Here is a 21,569-nt window from a genome sequence, read left to right as displayed (position 1 = left end):
GGGCAGCGCGTGCCTGTTCGGCAAACACTTAACGGGAAACAACATGCGTAACGAAACGACCCAACTCAGACGCGGACTAAACGCGCGGCATATCCGTTTCATGGCTCTCGGCTCGGCGATCGGCACCGGCCTGTTCTACGGCTCCGCCGGCGCCATCCAACTGGCCGGCCCGGCGGTGCTGCTGGCCTATCTGGTGGGCGGCGCGGCGGTATTCATGGTGATGCGCGCGCTGGGTGAAATGGCGGTGCATCAGCCGGTTTCCGGCTCGTTCGGCCACTACGCCAGCCACTATCTCGGCCCGCTGGCCGGGTTCCTCACCGGCTGGACCTACACCTTTGAAATGGTGATCGTCGCCCTGGCGGACGTCACCGCCTTCGGCATCTATATGGGGCTGTGGTTCCCGGACGTCGCTCAGTGGGTTTGGGTGCTCAGCATCATCCTGTTTATCGGCGCGCTCAACCTGTGCAGCGTCAAGGTCTTCGGCGAGCTGGAGTTCTGGCTGTCGCTGGTCAAGGTCGCCGCCATCGTGGCGATGATCGTCGGCGGCGCGGCGGTAATGCTGTTCGGTTTCGGGCAAGCCCAACACGCCACCGGCATCAGCAACCTGTGGCAACACGGCGGCTTTATGCCTAACGGCATCGGCGGCGTGGTCGCTTCGCTGGCGGTGGTGATGTTCGCCTTCGGCGGCATCGAGATCATCGGCATCACCGCCAGCGAGGCGAAAGACCCCGCCAAAGTGCTGCCGAAGGCGATCAACGCCGTGCCGGTGCGCATCCTGCTGTTTTACGTGCTGACGCTGACAGTGCTGATGGCGATCTATCCGTGGAACAGCATCGGCCAGAACGGTAGCCCGTTCGTTGAGATCTTCAGCAACCTCGGCATCAGCTCCGCCGCCAACGTGCTGAACGTGGTGGTGATCACCGCCGCCATTTCCGCCATCAACAGCGACATCTTCGGCGCCGGCCGCATGATGTACGGCATGGCGCAGGACGGCCAGGCGCCGCGTAGCTTCACCAAGCTGACCGCCAGCGGCGTGCCGTGGATGACGGTGCTGGTGATGTCAGTCGCCCTGCTGTTGGCGGTGGTGCTCAACTACCTGATCCCGGAGAAGGTCTTCATGATCATCGCCTCGATCGCCACCTTCGCCACCGTCTGGGTGTGGCTGATGATCCTGCTGTCGCAGATCGTGATGCGCCGCACGCTGTCGCCGGAAGAAACGCGTCAGTTGAGCTTCCCGGTGCCGTGGTGGCCGGTCGCGCCGGCCTTGGCGACCGCCTTTATGGCATTCGTCATCGGCCTGCTCGGCTATTTCGAAGAGAGCCGCATCGCGCTGTACGTTGGGCTGGTGTGGATCGCTTTACTCACCGTGGCTTACTGGCTGTGGGTGCGCAAGAAAGGCGGCGGTTCGCCGGTGACCGCGGCGACGCAACAGATGTAACGCTCGCTTCTGCTAAAACCCGCTGCGGCGGGTTTTTTATTGCGCCTGCGCCAACGCCTGCAGGATATCCGCCTGCAGATCGTCAAACGCCTCCAGCCCGGCGGACAACCGCACCAGCCCCTCGCTGATGTGGTGCCGTTTCCGCTCTTCCGGCGTGTAGGCCGAGTGCGTCATGCTGGCCGGGTGTTGCGCCAGGCTTTCGCAATCGCCCAGGCTGACCGCGCGCAAGATGAGCTGCAGCGCGTTGAGGAAGCAAATGCCCGCACGCAGGCCACCCCGCAGCTCAAACGCCAGCATGCCGCCGGGGCGCGCCATTTGCCGCTGCGCCAACGCATGCTGCGGGAAGTTCGCCAGGCCGGGGTAATATACCCGCTCGACCGCCGGATGCTCCGCCAACATCTCCGCCAGGCGCTGCGCGTTATCGCAATGACGCTCCATGCGCAGCGGCAGGGTTTTCATCCCGCGCAGCACCAGCGCGGCATCCTGCGCCGACAGCACCGCCCCGGTCATGTCCTTTAGCCCCTCCAGACGGATCGCCTCGGCCAACGCCTGACGCGTCACCGCTATTCCGGCCAGGAGATCGCCGTGTCCGCCGAGGTACTTGGTCGCCGAGTGCACCACGATATCGGCGCCTAACGCCAAAGGCCGCTGCAGATAGGGCGTGCAATAGGTGTTGTCCACCAGCAACAGCGCCTGATGCCGATGGGCAATCTCCGCTACGGCGGCGATATCGATCAAACGCATATTGGGATTGGCCGGCGTTTCGCAATACACCAGGCGGGTACGCGGTCCAATGGCCGCCGCCAGCCGCTCCGGCCGGGTCAGATCAACGTGGGTTATCTTGACGCCAAAGCGCGCCAGACCATGATGAAAGTAGCTGAAGGTGCAACCATACACGGTTTCGTCGACAATCAGCTCATCGCCTGGTCTGAGCAGCGTCCAGCAACAGGCGGTGATCGCCCCCATGCCGGAAGCGAACGCCACCGCCGCCTCCCCCTCCTCCAGGTTGGCGACGCGTTGCTCGAGCAGGCTTAACGTCGGATTGGCGATGCGCGAGTAAAAGTACCCCGGCTCGGTGCCGGCAAAGCACGCGCCGCCGTATTCCGCAGTGGGGAAAGCAAACGTAGAGCTCATAAACACCGGCGGAGACAGTGCCCCCTGATAGCGCTGAGGATCGTAGCCGTAATGGATAGCACGGGTGGCAAAGTCGTGGCCAACTGCTGTAGCGGACATAACACAACTCCTTACCTGAGTGGGTGAAGCCTAATTTGTTGATTCATCCGGAAGGGCCGGCGGCAATGCGCTGTCTCGCGTGCGCTGGCCGATGATTTGTAAAGTACGCAGCAGCAGCGTCAACCCCAGCAGAGTATCCGGCTGCTTCAGCAAGGCGTACAGCGCGCGAAAACTGGCCGGCGGAGGATTCAACTGCAGCTCGCTGTGCGCCATCTGCAGCGCCGTTCCACCTTCCCAACCGATGGTCACCAAACCTTCAAAGACGCCGGCCAGTTTCTCCACCAGCGCGTTGTCGGCGATGTCCACCACGTCCGACAGCAGCGACAACAGATCGACCACGTTATCCAACCGGCCGCCCGCCAGCAGCGGCTGCAATTTCTCGAGCAACGCCGCCAATGATTGCAGGTCAGCCGCATGCACCGTGCTTTCCGTCATATCAGCCCCCTTACCGTGGCCCAGTAAAGGCCGCGGTTAAACCCGTTGCGCAGCATGCCGCCCGCCTTGGTGGCTGGCGTCGGCAGTACGTCGTGACGATAGTCGTACACCAGCGGCATGCCGGCATTCAGCCCCATTTGCGCGACCGCCTGCACCTTGCCGTCGTAATGGCTCACAGGTTGTCCCAGTCGCATTTCCGCCGCGATGTTGTCGGCAATGACCGGCGCCTGATTGTGGCAAGAACCGCCGGCCTTGCTGACCGGTAAATCCACGGTATCGCCTATGACATACACGCCCTGCTGGCCGTAGACCTGTAGCGTTTGATGATCGGTCGGCAGCCACCCTTCGCCGTTTTGAATGTCGCTCAGTCCGGTATTGCGCACCGCCTCCACTGCACGGATGGGCGGCGTCGCCATCAGAATGTCGAACGGCTGTTCTTCCCCCTCGGCGGAATAGGCGATGTTGCGCTGAGCGTCCACCCGGCTGAGGGTAAACCCACGCTGGTGGCGAATGTCGCGTGCGGCAAAAATGGCGGGCAGCGCTTCGCCGGTCGGGCGCTGTAAAAACAGACAGTTGCGCAGCAGTTGAGAAATGGTTGGGTAGGTATAAACGATCTCCACCGCCTTGCGCACGCCGCGCCGCCGCAGGTAGTCGTCCAGCATCAGGGTGGTTTCGATCGGCGCGATGCCACACTGATGGGGCACATTAGGCGTTTCAGGGAAGGACACGGTGATGAAAATGCGGCCTTTCTCGATCGTCGCCAGCTTATGCGCCAACCGCCGCGCGGCCTGATACTGGTAGAAATGATCGCCCGCCTGCGCCAACCCTTCGATGCGCTCCGGCCAGGGCACACAGCCGGTAGCAAAAACCAGAAAGTCATACGGATAATGCTTGCCGCTTTGCGTAATGATATACCGCTGTTTTAAATCAAAAGATTCCGCTTTATCGACGACAAACTGTATTCCCGGCCGCAATAAACTCCGCTGTGAACGCGTGAGCTCCTGCTTGAAAAAATTATTGAATGCCACATACATAAACGCCGGCTTGTAATAATGCAGCGGCGAATCCGAAATCATTAATAACTCAACTTTATTATTGAGAATTTCCCAGTGTAATTTCACGGCCAGCAGATTGGCTAGCATGGTGCCGCCGGTTCCACCGCCGACAATGACGACTCGCTGTCGCATCTGGCCCTCCCCCAGCCGAAACCCGGCAGTATGAAAGAACGCATTACGATGATGGCGATATTTAACGGCAAGAAAAAAAATAACGCCGCCTTATTGGCAGTCTAGTAACGAATAATTATAAAGCAAATAAAAACGGAATATAAAAACCGGCAAGAAAACTGCACAATAAATTTATTAGGGTAAACGCAGCGATTGTTAATAAATAAAGCAGGGTTAACATCGGTACGTCAGCCATAAAAAAACCCGCCGCGGCGGGTTTTTATTTAGCAACCGAATCGGTCGAACTTACTGGCCTTTAACTTCTTTCAGGCCGTTGAACGGCGCACGGTCACCCAGCGCTTCTTCGATACGGATCAGTTGGTTGTACTTGGCAACGCGGTCAGAACGGCTCATGGAACCGGTTTTGATCTGGCCAGCCGCAGTCCCTACCGCCAGGTCAGCGATGGTCGCGTCTTCGGTTTCACCGGAACGGTGAGAGATCACCGCGGTGTAGCCGGCGTCTTTCGCCATCTTGATAGCTGCCAGGGTTTCGGTCAGAGAACCGATCTGGTTGAACTTGATCAGGATGGAGTTAGCGATGCCTTTCTCGATGCCTTCTTTCAGGATCTTGGTGTTGGTTACGAACAGATCGTCGCCCACCAGCTGGATTTTGTCGCCCAGCACTTTGGTCTGGTAAGCGAAGCCCGCCCAGTCGGATTCATCCAGGCCGTCTTCGATAGACACGATTGGGTACTGTTTGGTCAGCTCTTCCAGGAAGTGAGTGAACTCTTCGGAAGTGAAGGCTTTGTTGCCTTCGCCGGCCAGCACGTATTTACCGTCTTTGTAGAATTCGGAAGCCGCGCAGTCCATCGCCAGAGTGACGTCTTTGCCCAGCTCGTAGCCCGCCGCTTTTACCGCTTCAGCGATAACGGCCAGCGCTTCGGCGTTGGAGCCCAGGTTTGGCGCATAGCCGCCTTCGTCGCCCACGGCGGTGTTCATGCCTTTGGCTTTCAGAACTTTCGCCAGGTGGTGGAACACTTCGGAACCGATGCGCACCGCTTCTTTCAGGGTCTTCGCGCCAACCGGCTGAATCATGAATTCCTGAATGTCGACGTTGTTGTCAGCGTGCTCGCCGCCGTTGATGATGTTCATCATCGGCAGTGGCATGGAGAATTTGCCTGGGGTGCCGTTCAGTTCAGCGATGTGCTCGTACAGCGGCATGCCTTTAGAGGCTGCAGCCGCTTTCGCTGCTGCCAGGGAAACCGCCAGAATGGCGTTGGCGCCGAAGTTGGATTTGTTTTCGGTGCCGTCCAGCTCGATCATGATCTTGTCGATGTTCGCCTGGTCTTTGGCATCTTTACCCAGTACTGCCTGAGCAATCGGACCGTTTACTGCAGCAACGGCTTTCAGTACGCCTTTACCCAGGAAACGAGACTTGTCACCGTCACGCAGTTCCAGCGCTTCGCGGGAACCGGTAGAAGCACCTGACGGCGCAGCAGCCAGGCCGACGAAACCGCCTTCCAGATGAACTTCGGCTTCAACAGTCGGGTTACCGCGGGAGTCGATGATTTCACGACCGATGACTTTAACGATTTTGGACATTAGGTTTTCCTCAGTACAAGTTAAACTAAAACTCCAGACAAACAGCGCGCGGTTCTCACCGCGCGCCGCCTACCAAATATTTTATTTCACCTGGCGCTTCTGATGCTCGCCTGCGGCTTTCACGAAGCCGGCGAACAGCGGATGCCCATCACGCGGCGTCGATGTAAATTCCGGGTGGAATTGACAGGCCACAAACCACGGGTGATTCGGCAGTTCAATGATCTCGACCAGCTTGTTGTCGGCGGAACGACCGGCGACACGCAGCCCTGCGGCTTCGATCTGCTTCAACAGCATGTTGTTAACTTCGTAACGGTGACGATGACGCTCGACAATGGTCGGTTCGCCGTACAGCTGACGCACCAGGCTGTTGTCGCTCAGGTTGCACTGTTGGCCACCTACGCGCATCGTGCCGCCCAAATCGCTTTCTTCGCTGCGCACTTCGACGTTGCCGTCTTCATCGCGCCATTCGGTGATCAACGCCACCACCGGGTACTTACAGTCTGGCATAAACTCGGTGGAGTTGGCGTTCTCCATCCCCGCCACGTTGCGAGCGAACTCCATCAACGCCACCTGCATGCCCAGGCAAATGCCCAGGTAAGGAATGTTGTTCTCGCGCGCATAGCGTGCGGTCATCACTTTGCCTTCCACGCCGCGATAGCCGAAGCCGCCCGGGATCAGGATCGCGTCCAGCCCTTTCAGCACTTCCACGCCGCGGGTTTCCACGTCCTGCGAGTCGATCAGCTTGATGTTCACGGTCAGACGGTTTTTCAGCCCGCCATGCTTCAGCGCTTCGATCACCGACTTGTAGGCGTCCGGCAGTTCAACGTATTTGCCGACCATACCGATGGTCACTTCGCCGCCCGGATTGGCTTCTTCGTAGATCACCTGTTCCCATTCGGCCAGGTTGGCTTCCGGCGCGTTCAGGCTGAATCGTTTACAAATATAATCGTCCAGCCCCTGAGATTTCAATAGGCCTGGGATTTTATAAATAGAATCAACGTCTTTCAGAGAGATAACCGCTTTTTCCGGCACGTTGCAGAAAAGCGCGATTTTAGCGCGTTCGTTAGCAGGAACCGCGCGGTCGGAACGGCAAATCAGCACATCAGGCTGAATACCGATGGAAAGCAGCTCTTTTACGGAATGCTGGGTCGGCTTGGTTTTCACTTCGCCCGCCGCCGCCATGTACGGCACCAGCGTCAGGTGCATGTACAGGGTGTGCTCGCGGCCCACTTCCACCGCCATCTGACGGATGGCTTCGAGGAACGGCAGCGATTCGATATCGCCGACGGTGCCGCCGATTTCCACCAGCACCACATCGTGGCCTTCGCCGCCTTCGATGATGCGTTCTTTGATCGCGTTGGTGATGTGCGGAATGACCTGCACGGTCGCGCCCAGATAGTCGCCGCGGCGCTCTTTACGCAGCACGTCGGAGTAGATGCGGCCGGTGGTGAAGTTGTTGCGACGCGACATTTTGGTGCGGATGAAGCGCTCGTAGTGACCCAAATCCAGATCGGTTTCTGCGCCGTCTTCGGTGACGAAAACTTCCCCATGCTGAATCGGGCTCATGGTGCCCGGATCCACGTTGATGTACGGGTCCAGTTTCATGATGGTAACGTTGAGGCCACGGGCTTCAAGAATAGCCGCCAGAGAGGCTGCGGCAATGCCTTTACCCAGAGAGGATACGACCCCGCCGGTCACAAAAATATAATTAGTTGTCATGCTGAACCTGAGAGTTTAGGTTTAAAGACGATGGAAGAACCAGGACGGGAAAGTAGTATACCCGAACCTCTCCTGACCTACAAACGATCGTTTTGCTGTCCATCATCTCGGCCGCCCTCCCGTGTTCATCAGGGTTTACTCCGCCGGCGCGCCCAAAACCCTCCAGTAAATACAAAGAGTTAGCGGAGAAAATTTCTTTTTACCGCCCCTCTCGAGCGATAAAACACCTTAGATTTCAGTTTGTTGGCCTTTTGCTGCCGACGGCAGCCCTGCGCCTGTGACCTGACCGTAAGCTTAACCGTTTCAGCCTGAGTGAACCTTGTTTGCGATCAACATTGTCGTTGCAGCGATTCAACTTTCCTGGCGCTTCACCTGCTGCCAGGCGTCTTCCATCTGCTCCAGCGTGGCGTCTTCAAGCCGCAGCCCGCGTTGCTTGACGATCGCCTCCACCTCGCGGAAACGGCGCTCGAACTTGCGGTTGGCCGCCTGCAATGCGTTCTCGGCCTTGTGGCCCAAATGGCGCGAGAGGTTCACCGTGGCGAACAGCAGATCGCCGATCTCCTCTTCCAGCTTGCTCTCATCGACCACCGCCTGGCGGGCTTCGTGCATCACTTCGTCGATCTCTTCATACACTTTGTCCAGCACCGGGCCCAGGGTGTTCCAGTCGAAGCCGACCGAGGCGCAGCGCTTTTGGATCTTGTGCGCCTTCATCAACGCCGGCAACGCCTGCGGAATGTCGTCCAGCACCGAGTGCAGCGCTTTTTCGGCGCGCTCGCCGGCCTTGAGCTGCTCCCAGCGCGCCGCCACGGCTTCGCTGTCTCCTCCCTCGGCGTCGCCGAAGATGTGCGGATGACGGCGCTCCAGCTTGTCGCTGATGGCGGTGCACACCTCATCAAAATCGAACAGCCCCTGTTCCTGCCCCATCTGGGCGTAGAACACCACCTGGAACAGCAAGTCGCCCAGTTCGTCGCGCAGATCGGCGTAGTCCTGCCGTTCGATGGCGTCCAGCACTTCGTAAGTCTCTTCCAGCGTGTAGGGCGCAATGGTGGCGAAGGTTTGCTTGCGGTCCCATGAACAACCGTTCTGCGGGTCGCGCAGCGTTTTCATGATGTTCAGCAGGCGCTGCAGCGGAGTGGATTGGGTCATAAAAAATCTCTGAGAAAATGGGGGCGCACGGACATGTCCGCCGGAATTGATGGAGTTCGGGCCGCATCGATCTCGGATGCGGCCCGAAAGGCGCAGGAGTTAGTTGCCGTGCAGACGCTTGGCGTCTATCACGTCCGGCAGCTGGTTCAGCTTCGCCAACACCCGCCCCAGCACCTGCTGGTTGTAGATTTCGATATCCATGTCGATGGTGGCCAGCTGTTTCTTGGTGTCGCTGCGGCTGGCGACGCCCAGCACGTTGACCTTTTCGTTGGCCAGAATAGTGGTGATATCGCGCAGCAAGCCGCTGCGATCGTTGGCCATCACGCGCACCACCAGCGAATAACCGCTGGAGTAGCTTTCGCCCCACACCGCATCGACGATGCGCTCCGGCGCATGCGATTGCAAATCGGCCAGCTGATCGCAGTCCGCACGGTGGATCGAGATGCCGCGCCCCTGGGTGATAAAGCCGACGATGTCGTCGCCCGGGATCGGCTGGCAGCAGCGGGCGATGTGGTGCATCAGGTTGCCCACGCCCTCCACCACCACGCGGCCGTTATCCTTGTTGCGGGCCGGCGGCGGCGCTTTCTGCTGCACCAGCTGGCGCAGCGCCTCACGATCCTGCTCTTCGGCGCTCGGCTTGTTGAACTTGCCCTGCAGGTAATTCACCATCTGGTTCAGGCGAATGTCCCCGCCGCCGATCGCCGCCAGCACCTCGTCCAGCGAGTTCATGTTGTAGCGCGGGATCAGCAGCTTCTCGGCCTCTTTCAGGCTGATGCCGAGGTGTTCCAGTTCGTTGTCCAGCATCTGGCGGCCGGCAAGAATGTTCTTGTCGCGATCCTGCTTGCGGAACCAGTTGTGGATCTTCGAGCGCCCGCGGCTGGTGGTCACGTAGCCCAGGTTCGGGTTCAGCCAGTCGCGGCTCGGGTTCGGCTGTTTCTGGGTGATGATCTCAATTTGATCGCCCATCTTCAGCTGATAGGTAAACGGCACGATGCGGCCGCCGATCTTGGCGCCGATGCAGCGGTGACCAACGTCGCTGTGAATGTGGTAGGCGAAATCGAGCGGCGTGGAGCCGGCCGGCAGATCCACCACGTCGCCTTTCGGGGTAAAGACATAGACCCGATCGTCGAACACCTGGCTGCGCACTTCGTCGAGCATCTCGCCGGAGTCCGCCATCTCTTCCTGCCAGGCGATCAGCTTACGCAGCCAGGCGATGCGCTCTTCGTAGCCGGAGCGCACGGTAACCCCCGCGCCCTCTTTGTACTTCCAGTGCGCGGCCACCCCCAGTTCGGCGTCTTCGTGCATTTGCCGGGTGCGGATCTGAATCTCGACGGTTTTGCCGCGCGGCCCCAGCACCACGGTGTGGATCGACTGGTAGCCGTTGGGTTTGGGGTTGGCGACGTAGTCGTCGAACTCATCCGGCAGATGGCGGAAGTGGGTATGCACGATGCCCAATGCCGCATAGCAATCCTGCAGACGCTCCGCCACGATGCGCACCGCGCGCACGTCGAACAGTTCGTCGAACGCCAGGTGCTTTTTCTGCATCTTGCGCCAGATGCTGTAGATGTGTTTCGGCCGGCCGTAGATCTCCACCCGAATGCCTTCTTTGGCCATCTCGGCGCGCAGCCCGGCGACGAAATCGTCGATGAACTGTTCGCGATCGATGCGGCGCTCATGCAGCAGCTTGGCGATGCGCTTGTATTCTTCCGGGTGCAGGTAGCGGAAGCAGAAATCCTCCAGCTCCCACTTCAGCTGGCCGATGCCGAGCCGGTTAGCCAACGGCGCATAGATGTTGGAACACTCTTTCGCCGCCAGCACGCGTTCGTCTTCCGGCGCGTCTTTCACCTCGCGCAGGTGGGCGATGCGCTCCGCCAGCTTGATGACGACGCAGCGGAAATCCTCCACCATCGCCAGCAGCATGCGGCGCACATTGTCAACCTGTTCGGAGGCCATCGAGTCGTTTTGGGTGGCTTTCAGTTGGCGAATGGCGTCCATGTCCCGCACGCCATGCACCAAGGCGACGATGCCCTTGCCGAACGTATCCGTCAGGATCTCTTCCTGCACAATGCCGGCATCCACCAGCGGGAACAGCAGCGCGGCGCGCATGCTGTCGTTGTCCATGCTCAGCGTCGAGAGAATTTCCACCATCTCCAGGCCGCGCCACAACAGCAGCGAGGCGTCGGGATGGTTTTGGGTCTGCTGCTCACAATAACGCCAGGTTGCGGCCAATCGCTCACATGACTGCGGGTTGGGTAGCCCCAAGCCGGCGATCCACTCATCGAGAGCGAACTCACCCGCCGTATTCAGATGTGCACTTCTTACCGCAACCATAACTTCTCCCTACTTTGCAGCGACCTCTGGCGCGCGCTCGTTGATAAACAGCGCCATTGATTCAAGATGCCCCGTGTGCGGAAACATATCCAACATCCGCACGCGCGCAAGACGATAACCGGCGTTCAACAGCACTTTGCTGTCGCGAGCCAGCGTGGTGGGGTTACAGGAAACATACACCACCCGTGCCGGCGCCAGTTTTACAATGTGTGACATCACCCCGGCCGCACCGGCGCGGGCGGGATCCAGCATCACCTTATCAAACCCTTGTGCTGCCCAAGGTTGCCGCTCAACGTCGTCCTCCAGATTCTCATGGAAGAACGACGCATTATTCAGCTTATTCTTATGTGCATTATATTGCCCATTCGCTACCAGCGTGGCAACACCTTCGATGCCCACCACCGCAGCGGCGCGGCGCGCCAGCGGCAGGGTGAAATTCCCCATGCCGCAGAACAGGTCCAGCACCCGATCATTGGGTTGAATGTCGAGCCATTCAAGGGCCTGCGCCACCATTTGTTGGTTTACGGCATCATTAACCTGAATAAAGTCGCGCGGACTGAAGTCTAAGCGTAGCCCGTCAACCTGATAATACGGCGTTTCACCGCACAGTTTTTCCACCCGTTCGCTGTCCGGCGCCAGATAAACGGCGACCTTTTCCCGCTCGCCAAACGCCAACAGCGCCTGGCGATCCGCCTCTTTCAGGGCGTCGAGATGGCGCAGCACCAGCAGCGGGCCGTTATCCGCCAGCACCAGCTCTACATGCCCCAGCCGCCGCACCGCCTGCAACCCGCTCAGGCAGGCGCGCACCGGCGCCAGCAGCTGCTCCAACTCCGGGCGCAGCACCGGGCAGTGCTCCACCGCCACCAGCTCGCTGGAGGCCGCCTGTCGAAACCCCATCATCAGGCGCTGCAGCTTCGGCTGCCACGCCAGGCTCAGACGGGCGCGGCGGCGATAGCCGTATTCCGGGCCGGCGATCACCGGTTCCTGTTGCGGGGTTACTCCGGTTTCGCGGGCGATCATGCGCACCAGCGCCGCCGCCTTGCTCTGCTGTTGCAGCGCCTCATCCGCATGTTGCTGCTGGCAGCCGCCGCACACGCCGAAATGCGGGCAGCGCGGCTCCACCCGCTGCGGGCTGCGGCTCAGCAGGCGCTTGAGCTTGCCTTTGGCGAACTGGCGCTTGTCTTCGGTCAGCTGGATTTCCGCCTGCTCGCCCGGCAATACGCCCGGCACGAACACCGCTTTGCCGTCGTGGCGCGCCACGCCCTGGCCGAAAGGATCGAGATCGCTCACCGTCACGGTGAAGATTTGTGAGCTCTGCCGGGTCGTCACGCGGCGTTTGGGAGAGTAGAATTGCGCCATATTTGTCGATTGTGTGCTGGTTCATTAAGCTAGTGTCAGCTGTCAATTCTCCCACATTGGAATCCCATGACCAAATACAGCCTGCGTGCGCGCATGATGATCCTGATTCTGGCCCCGACCTTGCTGATTGGTTTGCTGCTCAGCACCTTCTTCGTGGTGCACCGCTATAACGAGCTGCAGGAGCAATTGGTCGACGCCGGCGCCAGCATCATCGAGCCGCTGGCGGTAGCCAGCGAGTACGGCATGACGTTCCGCAGCCGCGAATCGGTCAGGCAACTGGTCAGCCTGCTGCACCGCCGCCATTCGGACATCGTGCGCTCGATCACCGTGTTCGATGCGCAGAACAACCTGTTCGTCACCTCCAATTATCACCACAACTTCGCCCAGCTGCAGTTGCCGAAAGGCGTGCCGTTGCCCACCGAACTGATGCTCACCCGGCGCGGCGATTCGCTGATCCTGCGCACGCCGATCCTGTCGGAAAATCAGTATCCGGATGAAACCGCCGACGGCGGCAGCCACCCCGACAACAACCTGGGCTATGTGGCGATCGAGCTGGATCTGCAGTCGGTGCGGCTGCAGCAGTATAAAGAGGTGTTCGTCTCCACCCTGCTGCTGCTGCTGTGCATGTGCATCGCCATCCTGTTCGCTTACCGCCTGATGCGCGACGTGACCGGCCCGATCCGCAACATGGTGAACACCGTCGATCGCATCCGCCGCGGCCAGCTCGACAGCCGCGTGGAGGGCTACATGCTCGGCGAGCTGCACATGCTGAAGAACGGCATCAACTCGATGGCGATGTCGCTCACCGCCTATCACGAAGAGATGCAGCAGAACATCGATCAGGCCACGTCCGACCTGCGTGAAACGCTGGAGCAGATGGAGATCCAGAACGTCGAACTGGATCTGGCGAAAAAACGCGCGCAGGAGGCGGCGCGCATCAAGTCCGAATTCCTGGCCAACATGTCGCACGAGCTGCGTACCCCGCTCAACGGTGTGATCGGTTTTACCCGCCAGATGCTGAAAACCGATCTGAGCGCGACCCAGACCGACTATTTGCAGACCATCGAGCGCTCGGCCAACAACCTGCTGACCATCATCAATGACGTGCTGGACTTCTCCAAGCTGGAGGCCGGCAAACTGGTGCTGGAGCATATTCCGTTCGCCCTGCGCGAAACGCTGGACGAAGTGGTGGTGCTGCTGGCCCCCAGCGCACATGACAAAGGGTTGGAGCTGACGCTGGATGTGCACAACGACGTGCCGGAGCAGGTGATCGGCGACTCGCTGCGCCTGCAGCAAATCATCACCAACCTGCTGGGCAACGCCATCAAGTTCACCGAAACCGGCAATATCGATATTCGCGTCGAGCTGCGCAAACAGCTGGAGCGCCGGGTGGAAGTGGAAGTGCAGATCCACGACACCGGCATCGGCATCTCCGAACGCCAGCAGTCGCAGCTGTTCCAGGCGTTCCGCCAGGCTGACGCCAGCATCTCCCGCCGCCACGGCGGTACCGGGCTGGGGCTGGTGATCACGCAAAAACTGGTGAAGGAGATGGGCGGCGATATCTGCTTCCACAGCCAGTTGAACCGTGGCTCGACCTTCTGGTTCCACATCACGCTCGATCTGAACGAAGGCATGCTGTCGCTGGCGCCGAGCCTGCCGGATCTGAACGGCAAAACGCTCGCCTACATCGAGTCCAACCCGACGGCGGCGCAGGCGACGCTCAACATGCTCAGCGTCACGCAGTTGGTGATTACCCACTCGCCGACGTTGGGTCAACTGCCACAAGGCCACTATGACTTCCTGCTGGCCGGCGTGCCGATCCCGTTCCGCGACAACATGGCGCAGCACCAGGACAAATTGTTGGCCTCGCTCAAGCTGGCCGATCGGGTCATTCTGGCGCTGCCGTGCCAGGCGCAGATCGACGCCGAGCTGCTTAAGCAACAAGGCGCGCTCGGTTGCCTGATCAAGCCTATCACCAGCACGCGTCTGTTCCCGCTGCTGAGAATGGAGACGCCCGATCGGCTTGCCGCCCCGCCTGAGCGTAAACGCCTGCCGCTGACGGTGATGGCGGTCGACGACAACCCGGCCAACCTGAAGCTGATCGGCACGCTGCTGGGCGAACAGGTGGAAAAAACGCTGCTGTGCGAGAGCGGTGAGGAAGCGCTGGCGCTGGCGCGCAACAACGTGCTGGATCTGATCCTGATGGACATTCAAATGCCGAAGATGGACGGCATTCACGCCAGCGAACTGATCCGCCAACTGCCGCACCACAACTCCACCCCGATCGTCGCCGTCACTGCCCATGCCGCCAGCGGCGAACGCGAGCATCTGCTGCAGGCGGGGATGGACGACTACCTGGCCAAGCCGATCGACGAGAAAATGCTGACCCGCGTGCTGTCGCGCTACCACAGCGGCGACGTGGAAAACGCCGTCGCCGACGATGCCCCGCTGTCGCTCGACTGGCCGCTGGCGCTGCGCCAGGCGGCCAATAAGCCGGATCTGGCGCGCGATCTGCTGCAAATGCTGCTCGATTTCCTGCCGCAGGTGCGCGAACGGGTGCAGGCGCTGCTCGAGGGGCAACACGACGACGAGATCCTCGACCTGGTCCATAAGCTGCATGGCAGCTGCAGCTACAGCGGCGTGCCGCGCCTCAAGCAGCTGTGTTTCTACCTCGAGCGGCAGCTGCGCCAGGGCATCACCAACGACGAACTGGAGCCGGAGTGGCTGGAGCTGTTGGATGAGATTGAACTGGTGATCCACGCGGCGCGCGCGCATCTGGCGCAACCGGCCTGAATCCTCAGGCCATAATGCAAAAAGGCACGCCGTAGCGTGCCTTTGTTGCTTTTAGCGCCTGACGTTTATCACTGCGCCAGCAGGTACAGCTGGCTATCGCCGCGCTGAATATTCAACGCCAGCACCGACGGTTTGCTGTCGAGGATTTTACGCAGCTCGCCCAGGTTCTGGATCGGCTGTTGGTTCACGCCCAGGATCACGTCGCCCTTTTTCAGGCCGATACGCGCGGCGGCGCTGCCGGCTTTCACGCTGTCGACCTTAACGCCTTTCACGTTGCCGACCTGGGTATTGCTCAGCTCGGCGCCTTCAATGCCGGTGTAGATATTGCCCGAGGCCACCTGGGTCTGCGCGCTTTGCTCCAGCGTGACGTCAATCGTTACCGGCTTGCCGTCGCGGATAATGCCCAGCGACATCTTGCTGCCGACCGGCAGCGTGCCAATCTCTGCCCGGAACGAGGCGAAGCTGGAGATGGCCTTGCCGTTCATGGTGACGATCACGTCGCCGGCCTTGATGCCCGCCTTCGCGGCGGAAGATTTCGGCATTACCTGGCTGACGAAGGCGCCACGCTGCGCGTCGACCTTCATCGCCTTGGCCAGCTCCGAGTTCAGCTCGGTGCCCATGATGCCCAGCTCGCCGCGTTTCACCTGGCCATACTCGACCATTTGCGCCGTCAGGTTTTTCACCATATTGCTCGGAATGGCGAAGCCGATGCCGATGTTGCCGCCGTCCGGCGCCAGGATCGCGGTGTTGATGCCGATCAGCTCGCCGTTCAGGTTAACCAGCGCGCCGCCGGAGTTGCCGCGGTTGATCGCCGCATCGGTCTGGATAAAGTTTTCGTAGTTTTCGATGTTCAGGCCGCTGCGCCCCAGGGCGGACACGATGCCCGAGGTGGCGGTTTCACCCAGCCCGTACGGGTTGCCGATCGCCACGGTGTAATCGCCGACGCGCAGCTGATCGGAGTCCGCCATCTTGATCGCCGTCAGATTCTTGAAGTCTTTCAGCTGGATCAGGGCGATGTCGGAACGCGGATCCTTGCCGATCACTTTGGCGTCGAAACGGCGACCGTCGCTCAGCTGCACCTGGATCTTGTTGGCGTTGTCCACCACGTGATTGTTGGTCACCACATAGCCCTTGGCGGCATCGATGACCACCCCGGCGCCCAGCGCCTGGAATTTCTGCTGCGTGCCCTGCGGCTGCTGGCCATCCGGTCCGGGCTGTTCAGCGCCCTGACACATCGGCGAGCCCTGGAACGGCGAACCGTCCTGGCAGAACGGCGAATCTTCACCGAAGAACTGTTGGAACTGTTGCGGCATGCGCGGCGTATTGACCGTGGTGCTGCCCTCAACGTTAATGCTCACGACGGAAGGCATCACCTTCTCCAGCATCGGTGCCAGGCTCGGCAACTGCTGGGTGCTGGAAGACGCGGTTTCAGCGGCGCTGGCCGTTACCGGGCCCATCGCCATACCGATGCTGAATGCCAGTGCGCTCAGAACTAATGCGGTTTTTTTCATCTGTGTGTCTCTTATAAAGTCGTTCAAAAAAGAATGGCTGTCTTGCGTGCTTATTCAGAGTTAATTAATAGCCCGAAGTTCCGGCACAGATGATTGGCAATAGTAAACAAATATTGTTCGTCTTTACAAAACTCGAGACAGCCAACCGGTTGGAATTGCTGATAATTATTCCTCCGCTTAATTATTCCGCCGCCATTAATCGACGATATTCATCATAGGCATAAAGGTCGGTCATTCCGCTGATATAGTCCTGCAATAAACGCGCGCGGAAATAATATTCCCGAATGGTTTGCTGCTCCGGCGATAAATGCTGCAACCCTTCTACCGCTTCCACATAAGCCAGCCGATGCTTGGTGGACAGCTTGTGGAACAGGCGCGTTTCGATCGGGTAGGCGCGATGGCTGTCCTCGCGCACCAACCGGCTGAAGTCCGCCAGCGACATCGCCAGCAGCGGGCTGTAAATGTCCAGCAGGCCGCTGATCACCCGGTAGCCTTGCAGCTCGAGCTGCTCGACCTCCGGGTGGTTGAACACATGCTTGAACGCCACATTTTTAAATATTTTCAGCAGCCGATAGGCCGGGCTGGAATCCTCCAGCAGCGCCTGATTGAAACTGCCCTGATAAACCGCGTCCAGATTGTCGATAAAGCGCTGCGCCGCGTGCGGCACCAGCCGCGCCACGGTAAACACCCGCAGATACATGAAGAACTGATCTTCTGCGCTGCGCCGCGCGCCGCCGCGATCGATCTTGCGAAACGCGCTGGCGACGGTCTTGTCGAACAGATCGCCCGGCGCCACCTCGCCCCACTCCTGAATCAGGTGCTGATACAGCTGCTCGACGGTGAAAATGCTCTTCTCCACCGCGTCTTCCAGATCGGCCACGCAGTACGAGATATCATCGGCGGCCTCCATAATATAGGTCAGCGGGAAACGATCGAACTCGCCCATGTGCAGCTCGCGCCGCAGCCGATCGACAAAGGCCTCTTCCGCCAGATAGTAACCGGGCTTTTTCATCAGATAGCTGTGGCTGGCGGGAATATCGCCCGCCCAATAAGCCGGGCGGGTGTATTTCAAAATGCAGCCGACCTGCGCGTAGGTCAGGTTGAGCTTCAACAAGCTGTACACCATGCGGATCGCCTGGGCGTTACCCTCGAAGTGGCTGAGATCCTGACGGATCCGGCTGCGCAGCCGGTTCAGATCGCTCTCCCCTTCATGCAGGCGCAGCGCCGCGACCTGGCAGCGATCGTGGCTGCCAGGTTCGCTGCCGCAGCTGGCGGGATCGAGGCGCTGGGCAAACCAGTCGTTGATCGCCGACTCACCGAAGTGACCGAACGGCGGATTGCCGATATCGTGCATCAGACAGGCCATTTCCACGATGCTCTCAAACGGATCGAGCAGCCGGGTCAGGCCGAATTCATCGATCTTCCCCGCCTGTTTGAAGCGGTTGAGGATCTCTTTGGCGATATGGCGCCCGACCTGCTGCACCTCCATCGAGTGCGTCAGGCGGCTGCGCACCGCCGCGTTGCGCTCGAGCGGAAACACCTGGGTTTTTTGCTGCAAACGGCGGATGGCGGCCGAGTTGACGATGCGCCCGCGATCGCTCTCGAACTGCCGCACGATGTCGTACTCTTCCTCGGCCTCGATCGGTTTGCTGAAAGGCCGTTGGAAGCTGATTTTTTGCTTGAAGTCGATCCCGGACATCTGTTTCTCCGCCGTTGCGCCCTGCCCCCGTGATAACAATTCCCGGCGGCGGATGCAACGCATTATCTCTGATACACAGCCATGATAGACTATGCCGCAATTCTCACGGCCAATCAGCGAGTGTTATTTATGAAAGTAGGCATCATCGGCGCAATGGAGCAGGAAGTCACCCTGCTGCGCGATCAAATCGAAAACCGTCAAACCATCCAGCGCGCGGGCTGCGAAATCTACACCGGCCAGATCGGCGGCGTTGAAGTGGCCCTGCTGAAATCCGGCATCGGCAAAGTCTCCGCAGCCATGGGCACCACCCTGCTGCTGGAGCACTGCAGCCCGGACGTGGTGATCAATACCGGCTCCGCCGGCGGCCTGGCCAGCACGCTGCGCGTGGGCGACATCGTAGTGTCGGAAGAAGTGCGCTACCACGACGCCGACGTCACCGCCTTCGGCTACGAGCCGGGCCAGATGGCCGGCTGCCCGGCGGCGTTCGTCGCCGACGACGCGCTGATCGCGCTGGCGGAAAGCTGCATCAAACAGCTGGAGCTGCACGCGGTGCGCGGCCTGATCTGCAGCGGTGACGCCTTCATCAACGGCGCCGAGCCGCTGGCGCGCATCCGCGCCACCTTCCCGCGCGTCGCCGCCGTGGAAATGGAAGCCGCGGCGATCGCCCACGTCTGCCATCTGTTCGGCACGCCGTTCGTGGTGGTGCGCGCCATTTCCGACGTCGCCGACAGCGAGTCGCACATGAGCTTTGACGAGTTCCTGGTGGTAGCGGCCAAGCAGTCTACGCTGATGGTCAACGCCATGCTGCAAACCCTGGCCAAGCGCGGTTGATGTGAGGCGGCGCTTCACCTCGGCGCTCTGGCTGCTGGCGTTCTGGCTGGCCCTGCCGGCCGGGGCCGCCCAGCGAGTGATCAGCCTGGCGCCCAATGCGACCGAACTCGCCTATGCCGCCGGCATGGGCGAGGTGCTGGTGGCGGCGAGCGCCTATTCCGATTATCCGCCGCAGGCCGCCAGGCTGGAGCAGGTGGCCTCCTGGCAGGGCATCAACCTGGAGCGGGTGCTGGCGCTCAAGCCGGATCTGATCCTCGCCTGGCGCGGCGGTAATCCGCAGCGCGTGCTGGATCAGCTCGCCGCATTCGGCATTCCGATCTTCTATGCGGACGCCGATAATCTCGAAGGGATCGCCGGCTTGCTGGATAAGCTGGCGCAATACAGCCCGCACCCGGACCAGGCGCATCAGGCCGCCGCCGGCCTTCGCCGTCAGTTCGCTGCTCTCAGGCAACAGTACGCCGATAATCCTCCGCGACGCGTGTTGCTGCAGTTCGGCACCCAGCCGTTGTTCACCAGCTCCAGCGCCACGCTGCAGAGCCAGGTGTTGGCGCTGTGCGGCGCGCAGAACGTCTTCGCCGACAGCCGCACGCCTTGGCCGCAGATCAGCCGCGAGCAGGTGCTGGCGCGCCAACCCCAGGCCATCGTCATCACCGGCGGCGCGAAAGAGGCCGCCAATGTGAAAGCCTTCTGGGCGCCTCAGCTGCAGGTACCGGTGATCGCGCTGAACGAAGACTGGTTCAATCGCGGTGGGCCGCGGCTGCTGTTGGCGGCGCAGCAGCTGTGCCGCCAGCTGGCGGAGATCCGCTGATGCTGGTGTTCTGGCTGGATATTCTCGGCACGGCGGTGTTCGCTGTCTCCGGCGTACTGCTGGCCGGCAAGCTGCGCATGGATCCGTTCGGCGTGTTGGTGTTGGGCGTGGTCACCGCGGTTGGCGGCGGCACCATCCGCGATATGGCGCTGGCCAACGGCCCGGTGTTCTGGGTCAAGGATCCCACCGATCTGGTGGTGGCGATGATCACCTGCGTCTTGACGCTGTTGCTGGTGCGCCAGCCGCGCCGCCTGCCGAAATGGGTGCTGCCGGTGCTCGACGCCGTCGGGCTGGCGGTGTTCGTCGGCATCGGCGTCAACAAGGCTTTCGCGGCCGGCACCGGCCCGCTGGTGGCGATCTGCATGGGGGTGATCACCGGCGTCGGCGGCGGCATTATCCGCGACGTGCTGGCGCGCGAGATCCCGATGATCCTGCGCACCGAAATTTACGCCACCGCCTGCATCATCGGCGGCATCGCGCACGCCACGGCGTTTTACACCTTCAACATGCCGCTGCAACAGGCCATGATGCTGGGTATGGTCATCACGCTGGCCATTCGGCTGGCGGCCATCCGCTGGCACCTCAAGCTGCCCGCCTTTATTCTCGAACGCTGAGCCGCCGCCCTGCGGGGCGGCGACCTGGTGATTTATTAGACTAAAAACGGGTTCGGTGGTATTATTTTCACCCGAAAAATAGCGTAGTGACGATGTAAAATTCTGTAACCCTCAGGTTAATGCTTTCCCCGCGCTGTTAAAACTTTTTAACTTTTTGCCGATAAGTCATCACAAGATGGCTTACGGATGGCTATTCCCGCAATGATGAAAAAAATTCTGCTTGCCTGCTGTGGCGCCCTGCTGAGTGGCGCCGTCTATGCCGATGCCGTCAGCGGCCAGATCGGCGTTACCCTGACCATTGAACCGCAATGCGCCGTGCGCCTCGAAGCCGCTGCGCCACAGGCCGAATGCAGCCATGCGGCGGCTCAACCGAAGGTCATCCGCACCCCACCGACGCAGGAGAGCGGCGCGGAAGTGATCCTGGTGGAATGGTAGACATAAAAAAACCCGCCGGCCGGAAAGCGAGCGGGTTGATATTCTGACAGGCAAACTCAGATGCTGAACGACGAACCGCAACCGCAGGTGGTTTTGGCATTTGGGTTGGTCACCACGAAGCGCGATCCTTCCAGCCCTTCGGTGTAGTCCACCGAACCGCCAACCAGATACTGCAGGCTCATCGGATCGACCACCAGCGCCACGCCCTGCTTCTCGATGGTCATGTCGCCATCGTTGACCTTGTCGTCAAAAGTGAAGCCGTACTGGAATCCGCTGCAGCCGCCGCCGGTAATGTAAACCCGCAACTTCAGGTTCGGATTTTCTTCGTCAGCAATCAGGTACTTGACCTTGTTTGCTGCTGCCTCGGTAAATTGCAGGGGCAGTGCCGTTTCATCACTCATACTCTTTACTCCCAACATTGTTCAGCATCAGATCGCGACCAGGGCTGC

At 60.3% G+C, this 21,569-nt stretch carries 17 protein-coding genes; 6 read left to right on the top strand and 11 right to left on the bottom strand.

The window, feature by feature from the left end:
* Positions 1-43 precede the first annotated feature (43 nt).
* On the top strand, positions 44-1,438 hold the full coding sequence (locus J9788_RS16695) for an amino acid permease (RefSeq protein ID WP_033652933.1): 1,395 nt from the start codon (positions 44-46) through the stop codon (positions 1,436-1,438).
* 36 nt (positions 1,439-1,474) lie between these two features.
* Here J9788_RS16695 and J9788_RS16690 read toward each other — a convergent pair whose 3' ends face one another.
* From J9788_RS16690 to rlmD, 8 genes are all read right to left on the bottom strand, one after another.
* On the bottom strand, positions 1,475-2,671 hold the full coding sequence (locus J9788_RS16690) for a methionine gamma-lyase (protein ID WP_182265292.1): 1,197 nt from the start codon (positions 2,669-2,671) through the stop codon (positions 1,475-1,477).
* A 30-nt stretch (positions 2,672-2,701) separates the two neighbouring features.
* Entirely contained in the window at positions 2,702-3,106 is a 405-nt protein-coding gene (locus J9788_RS16685) for a hypothetical protein (RefSeq protein ID WP_080350208.1), read from the bottom strand.
* A complete protein-coding gene (locus J9788_RS16680) occupies positions 3,103-4,293 on the bottom strand; it encodes an FAD/NAD(P)-binding oxidoreductase (protein ID WP_182265291.1) in 1,191 nt (396 codons plus the stop codon). The genes J9788_RS16685 and J9788_RS16680 overlap by 4 nt, the downstream gene beginning before the upstream one ends.
* Positions 4,294-4,578: 285 nt before the next feature.
* Positions 4,579-5,874 carry a phosphopyruvate hydratase gene (gene eno / locus J9788_RS16675; protein WP_004932670.1) on the bottom strand — a complete coding sequence of 432 codons (1,296 nt, stop codon included), beginning with the start codon at positions 5,872-5,874 and terminating at the stop codon, positions 4,579-4,581.
* 81 nt (positions 5,875-5,955) lie between these two features.
* Complete coding sequence (gene pyrG, locus J9788_RS16670; protein ID WP_004932674.1) at positions 5,956-7,593, bottom strand: glutamine hydrolyzing CTP synthase; 1,638 nt, start codon at positions 7,591-7,593, stop codon at positions 5,956-5,958.
* Positions 7,594-7,944: 351 nt separating this feature from the next.
* Positions 7,945-8,739, bottom strand: coding sequence for a nucleoside triphosphate pyrophosphohydrolase (gene mazG / locus J9788_RS16665; RefSeq protein ID WP_116286807.1), 795 nt, complete (start codon positions 8,737-8,739; stop codon positions 7,945-7,947).
* A gap of 99 nt (positions 8,740-8,838) precedes the next feature.
* Positions 8,839-11,070 carry a GTP diphosphokinase gene (gene relA / locus J9788_RS16660; protein ID WP_182265290.1) on the bottom strand — a complete coding sequence of 744 codons (2,232 nt, stop codon included), beginning with the start codon at positions 11,068-11,070 and terminating at the stop codon, positions 8,839-8,841.
* Positions 11,071-11,079: 9 nt separating this feature from the next.
* Positions 11,080-12,429, bottom strand: a complete 1,350-nt coding sequence (gene rlmD / locus J9788_RS16655) for a 23S rRNA (uracil(1939)-C(5))-methyltransferase RlmD (RefSeq protein ID WP_094143829.1) — start codon at positions 12,427-12,429, stop codon at positions 11,080-11,082.
* Between the two features lie 66 nt (positions 12,430-12,495).
* Here rlmD and barA point away from each other — a divergent pair, with 66 nt between their 5' ends.
* Positions 12,496-15,222, top strand: a complete 2,727-nt coding sequence (gene barA, locus J9788_RS16650) for a two-component sensor histidine kinase BarA (protein ID WP_046898138.1) — start codon at positions 12,496-12,498, stop codon at positions 15,220-15,222.
* A 68-nt stretch (positions 15,223-15,290) separates the two neighbouring features.
* On the opposite strand, the gene degP is transcribed toward barA, so the two are convergent.
* Positions 15,291-16,733 (bottom strand): serine endoprotease DegP, encoded by a 1,443-nt coding sequence (gene degP, locus J9788_RS16645; protein WP_033651660.1) that lies wholly within the window; start codon positions 16,731-16,733, stop codon positions 15,291-15,293.
* Positions 16,734-16,914: 181 nt separating this feature from the next.
* Complete coding sequence (gene dgt / locus J9788_RS16640; protein ID WP_046898137.1) at positions 16,915-18,432, bottom strand: dGTPase; 1,518 nt, start codon at positions 18,430-18,432, stop codon at positions 16,915-16,917.
* Between the two features lie 129 nt (positions 18,433-18,561).
* On the opposite strand from dgt, the gene mtnN reads away from it, so the two are divergent.
* The 4 genes from mtnN to J9788_RS16620 all read left to right on the top strand — a co-directional run bounded on the left by mtnN (position 18,562) and on the right by J9788_RS16620 (position 21,120).
* Positions 18,562-19,263 carry a 5'-methylthioadenosine/S-adenosylhomocysteine nucleosidase gene (gene mtnN / locus J9788_RS16635; protein ID WP_046898136.1) on the top strand — a complete coding sequence of 234 codons (702 nt, stop codon included), beginning with the start codon at positions 18,562-18,564 and terminating at the stop codon, positions 19,261-19,263.
* A gap of 1 nt (position 19,264) precedes the next feature.
* Complete coding sequence (gene btuF, locus J9788_RS16630; protein ID WP_046898135.1) at positions 19,265-20,071, top strand: vitamin B12 ABC transporter substrate-binding protein BtuF; 807 nt, start codon at positions 19,265-19,267, stop codon at positions 20,069-20,071.
* Positions 20,071-20,685, top strand: a complete 615-nt coding sequence (locus J9788_RS16625) for a TRIC cation channel family protein (RefSeq protein ID WP_033641866.1) — start codon at positions 20,071-20,073, stop codon at positions 20,683-20,685. Before btuF ends, J9788_RS16625 begins: the two co-directional genes overlap by 1 nt.
* A gap of 201 nt (positions 20,686-20,886) precedes the next feature.
* On the top strand, positions 20,887-21,120 hold the full coding sequence (locus J9788_RS16620; protein WP_052759944.1) for a hypothetical protein: 234 nt from the start codon (positions 20,887-20,889) through the stop codon (positions 21,118-21,120).
* 56 nt (positions 21,121-21,176) lie between these two features.
* On the opposite strand, the gene erpA is transcribed toward J9788_RS16620, so the two are convergent.
* Positions 21,177-21,521, bottom strand: a complete 345-nt coding sequence (erpA, locus tag J9788_RS16615) for an iron-sulfur cluster insertion protein ErpA (RefSeq protein ID WP_033641865.1) — start codon at positions 21,519-21,521, stop codon at positions 21,177-21,179.
* Positions 21,522-21,569 lie beyond the last annotated feature (48 nt).

The organism is Serratia sp. X10 (assembly GCF_017811775.1).
Taxonomy (GTDB): Bacteria; Pseudomonadota; Gammaproteobacteria; order Enterobacterales; family Enterobacteriaceae; genus Serratia; species Serratia ureilytica.
The sequence above is the reverse complement of the archived record's forward strand: the minus strand, read 5'-3'. Positions and strand labels throughout refer to the sequence as shown.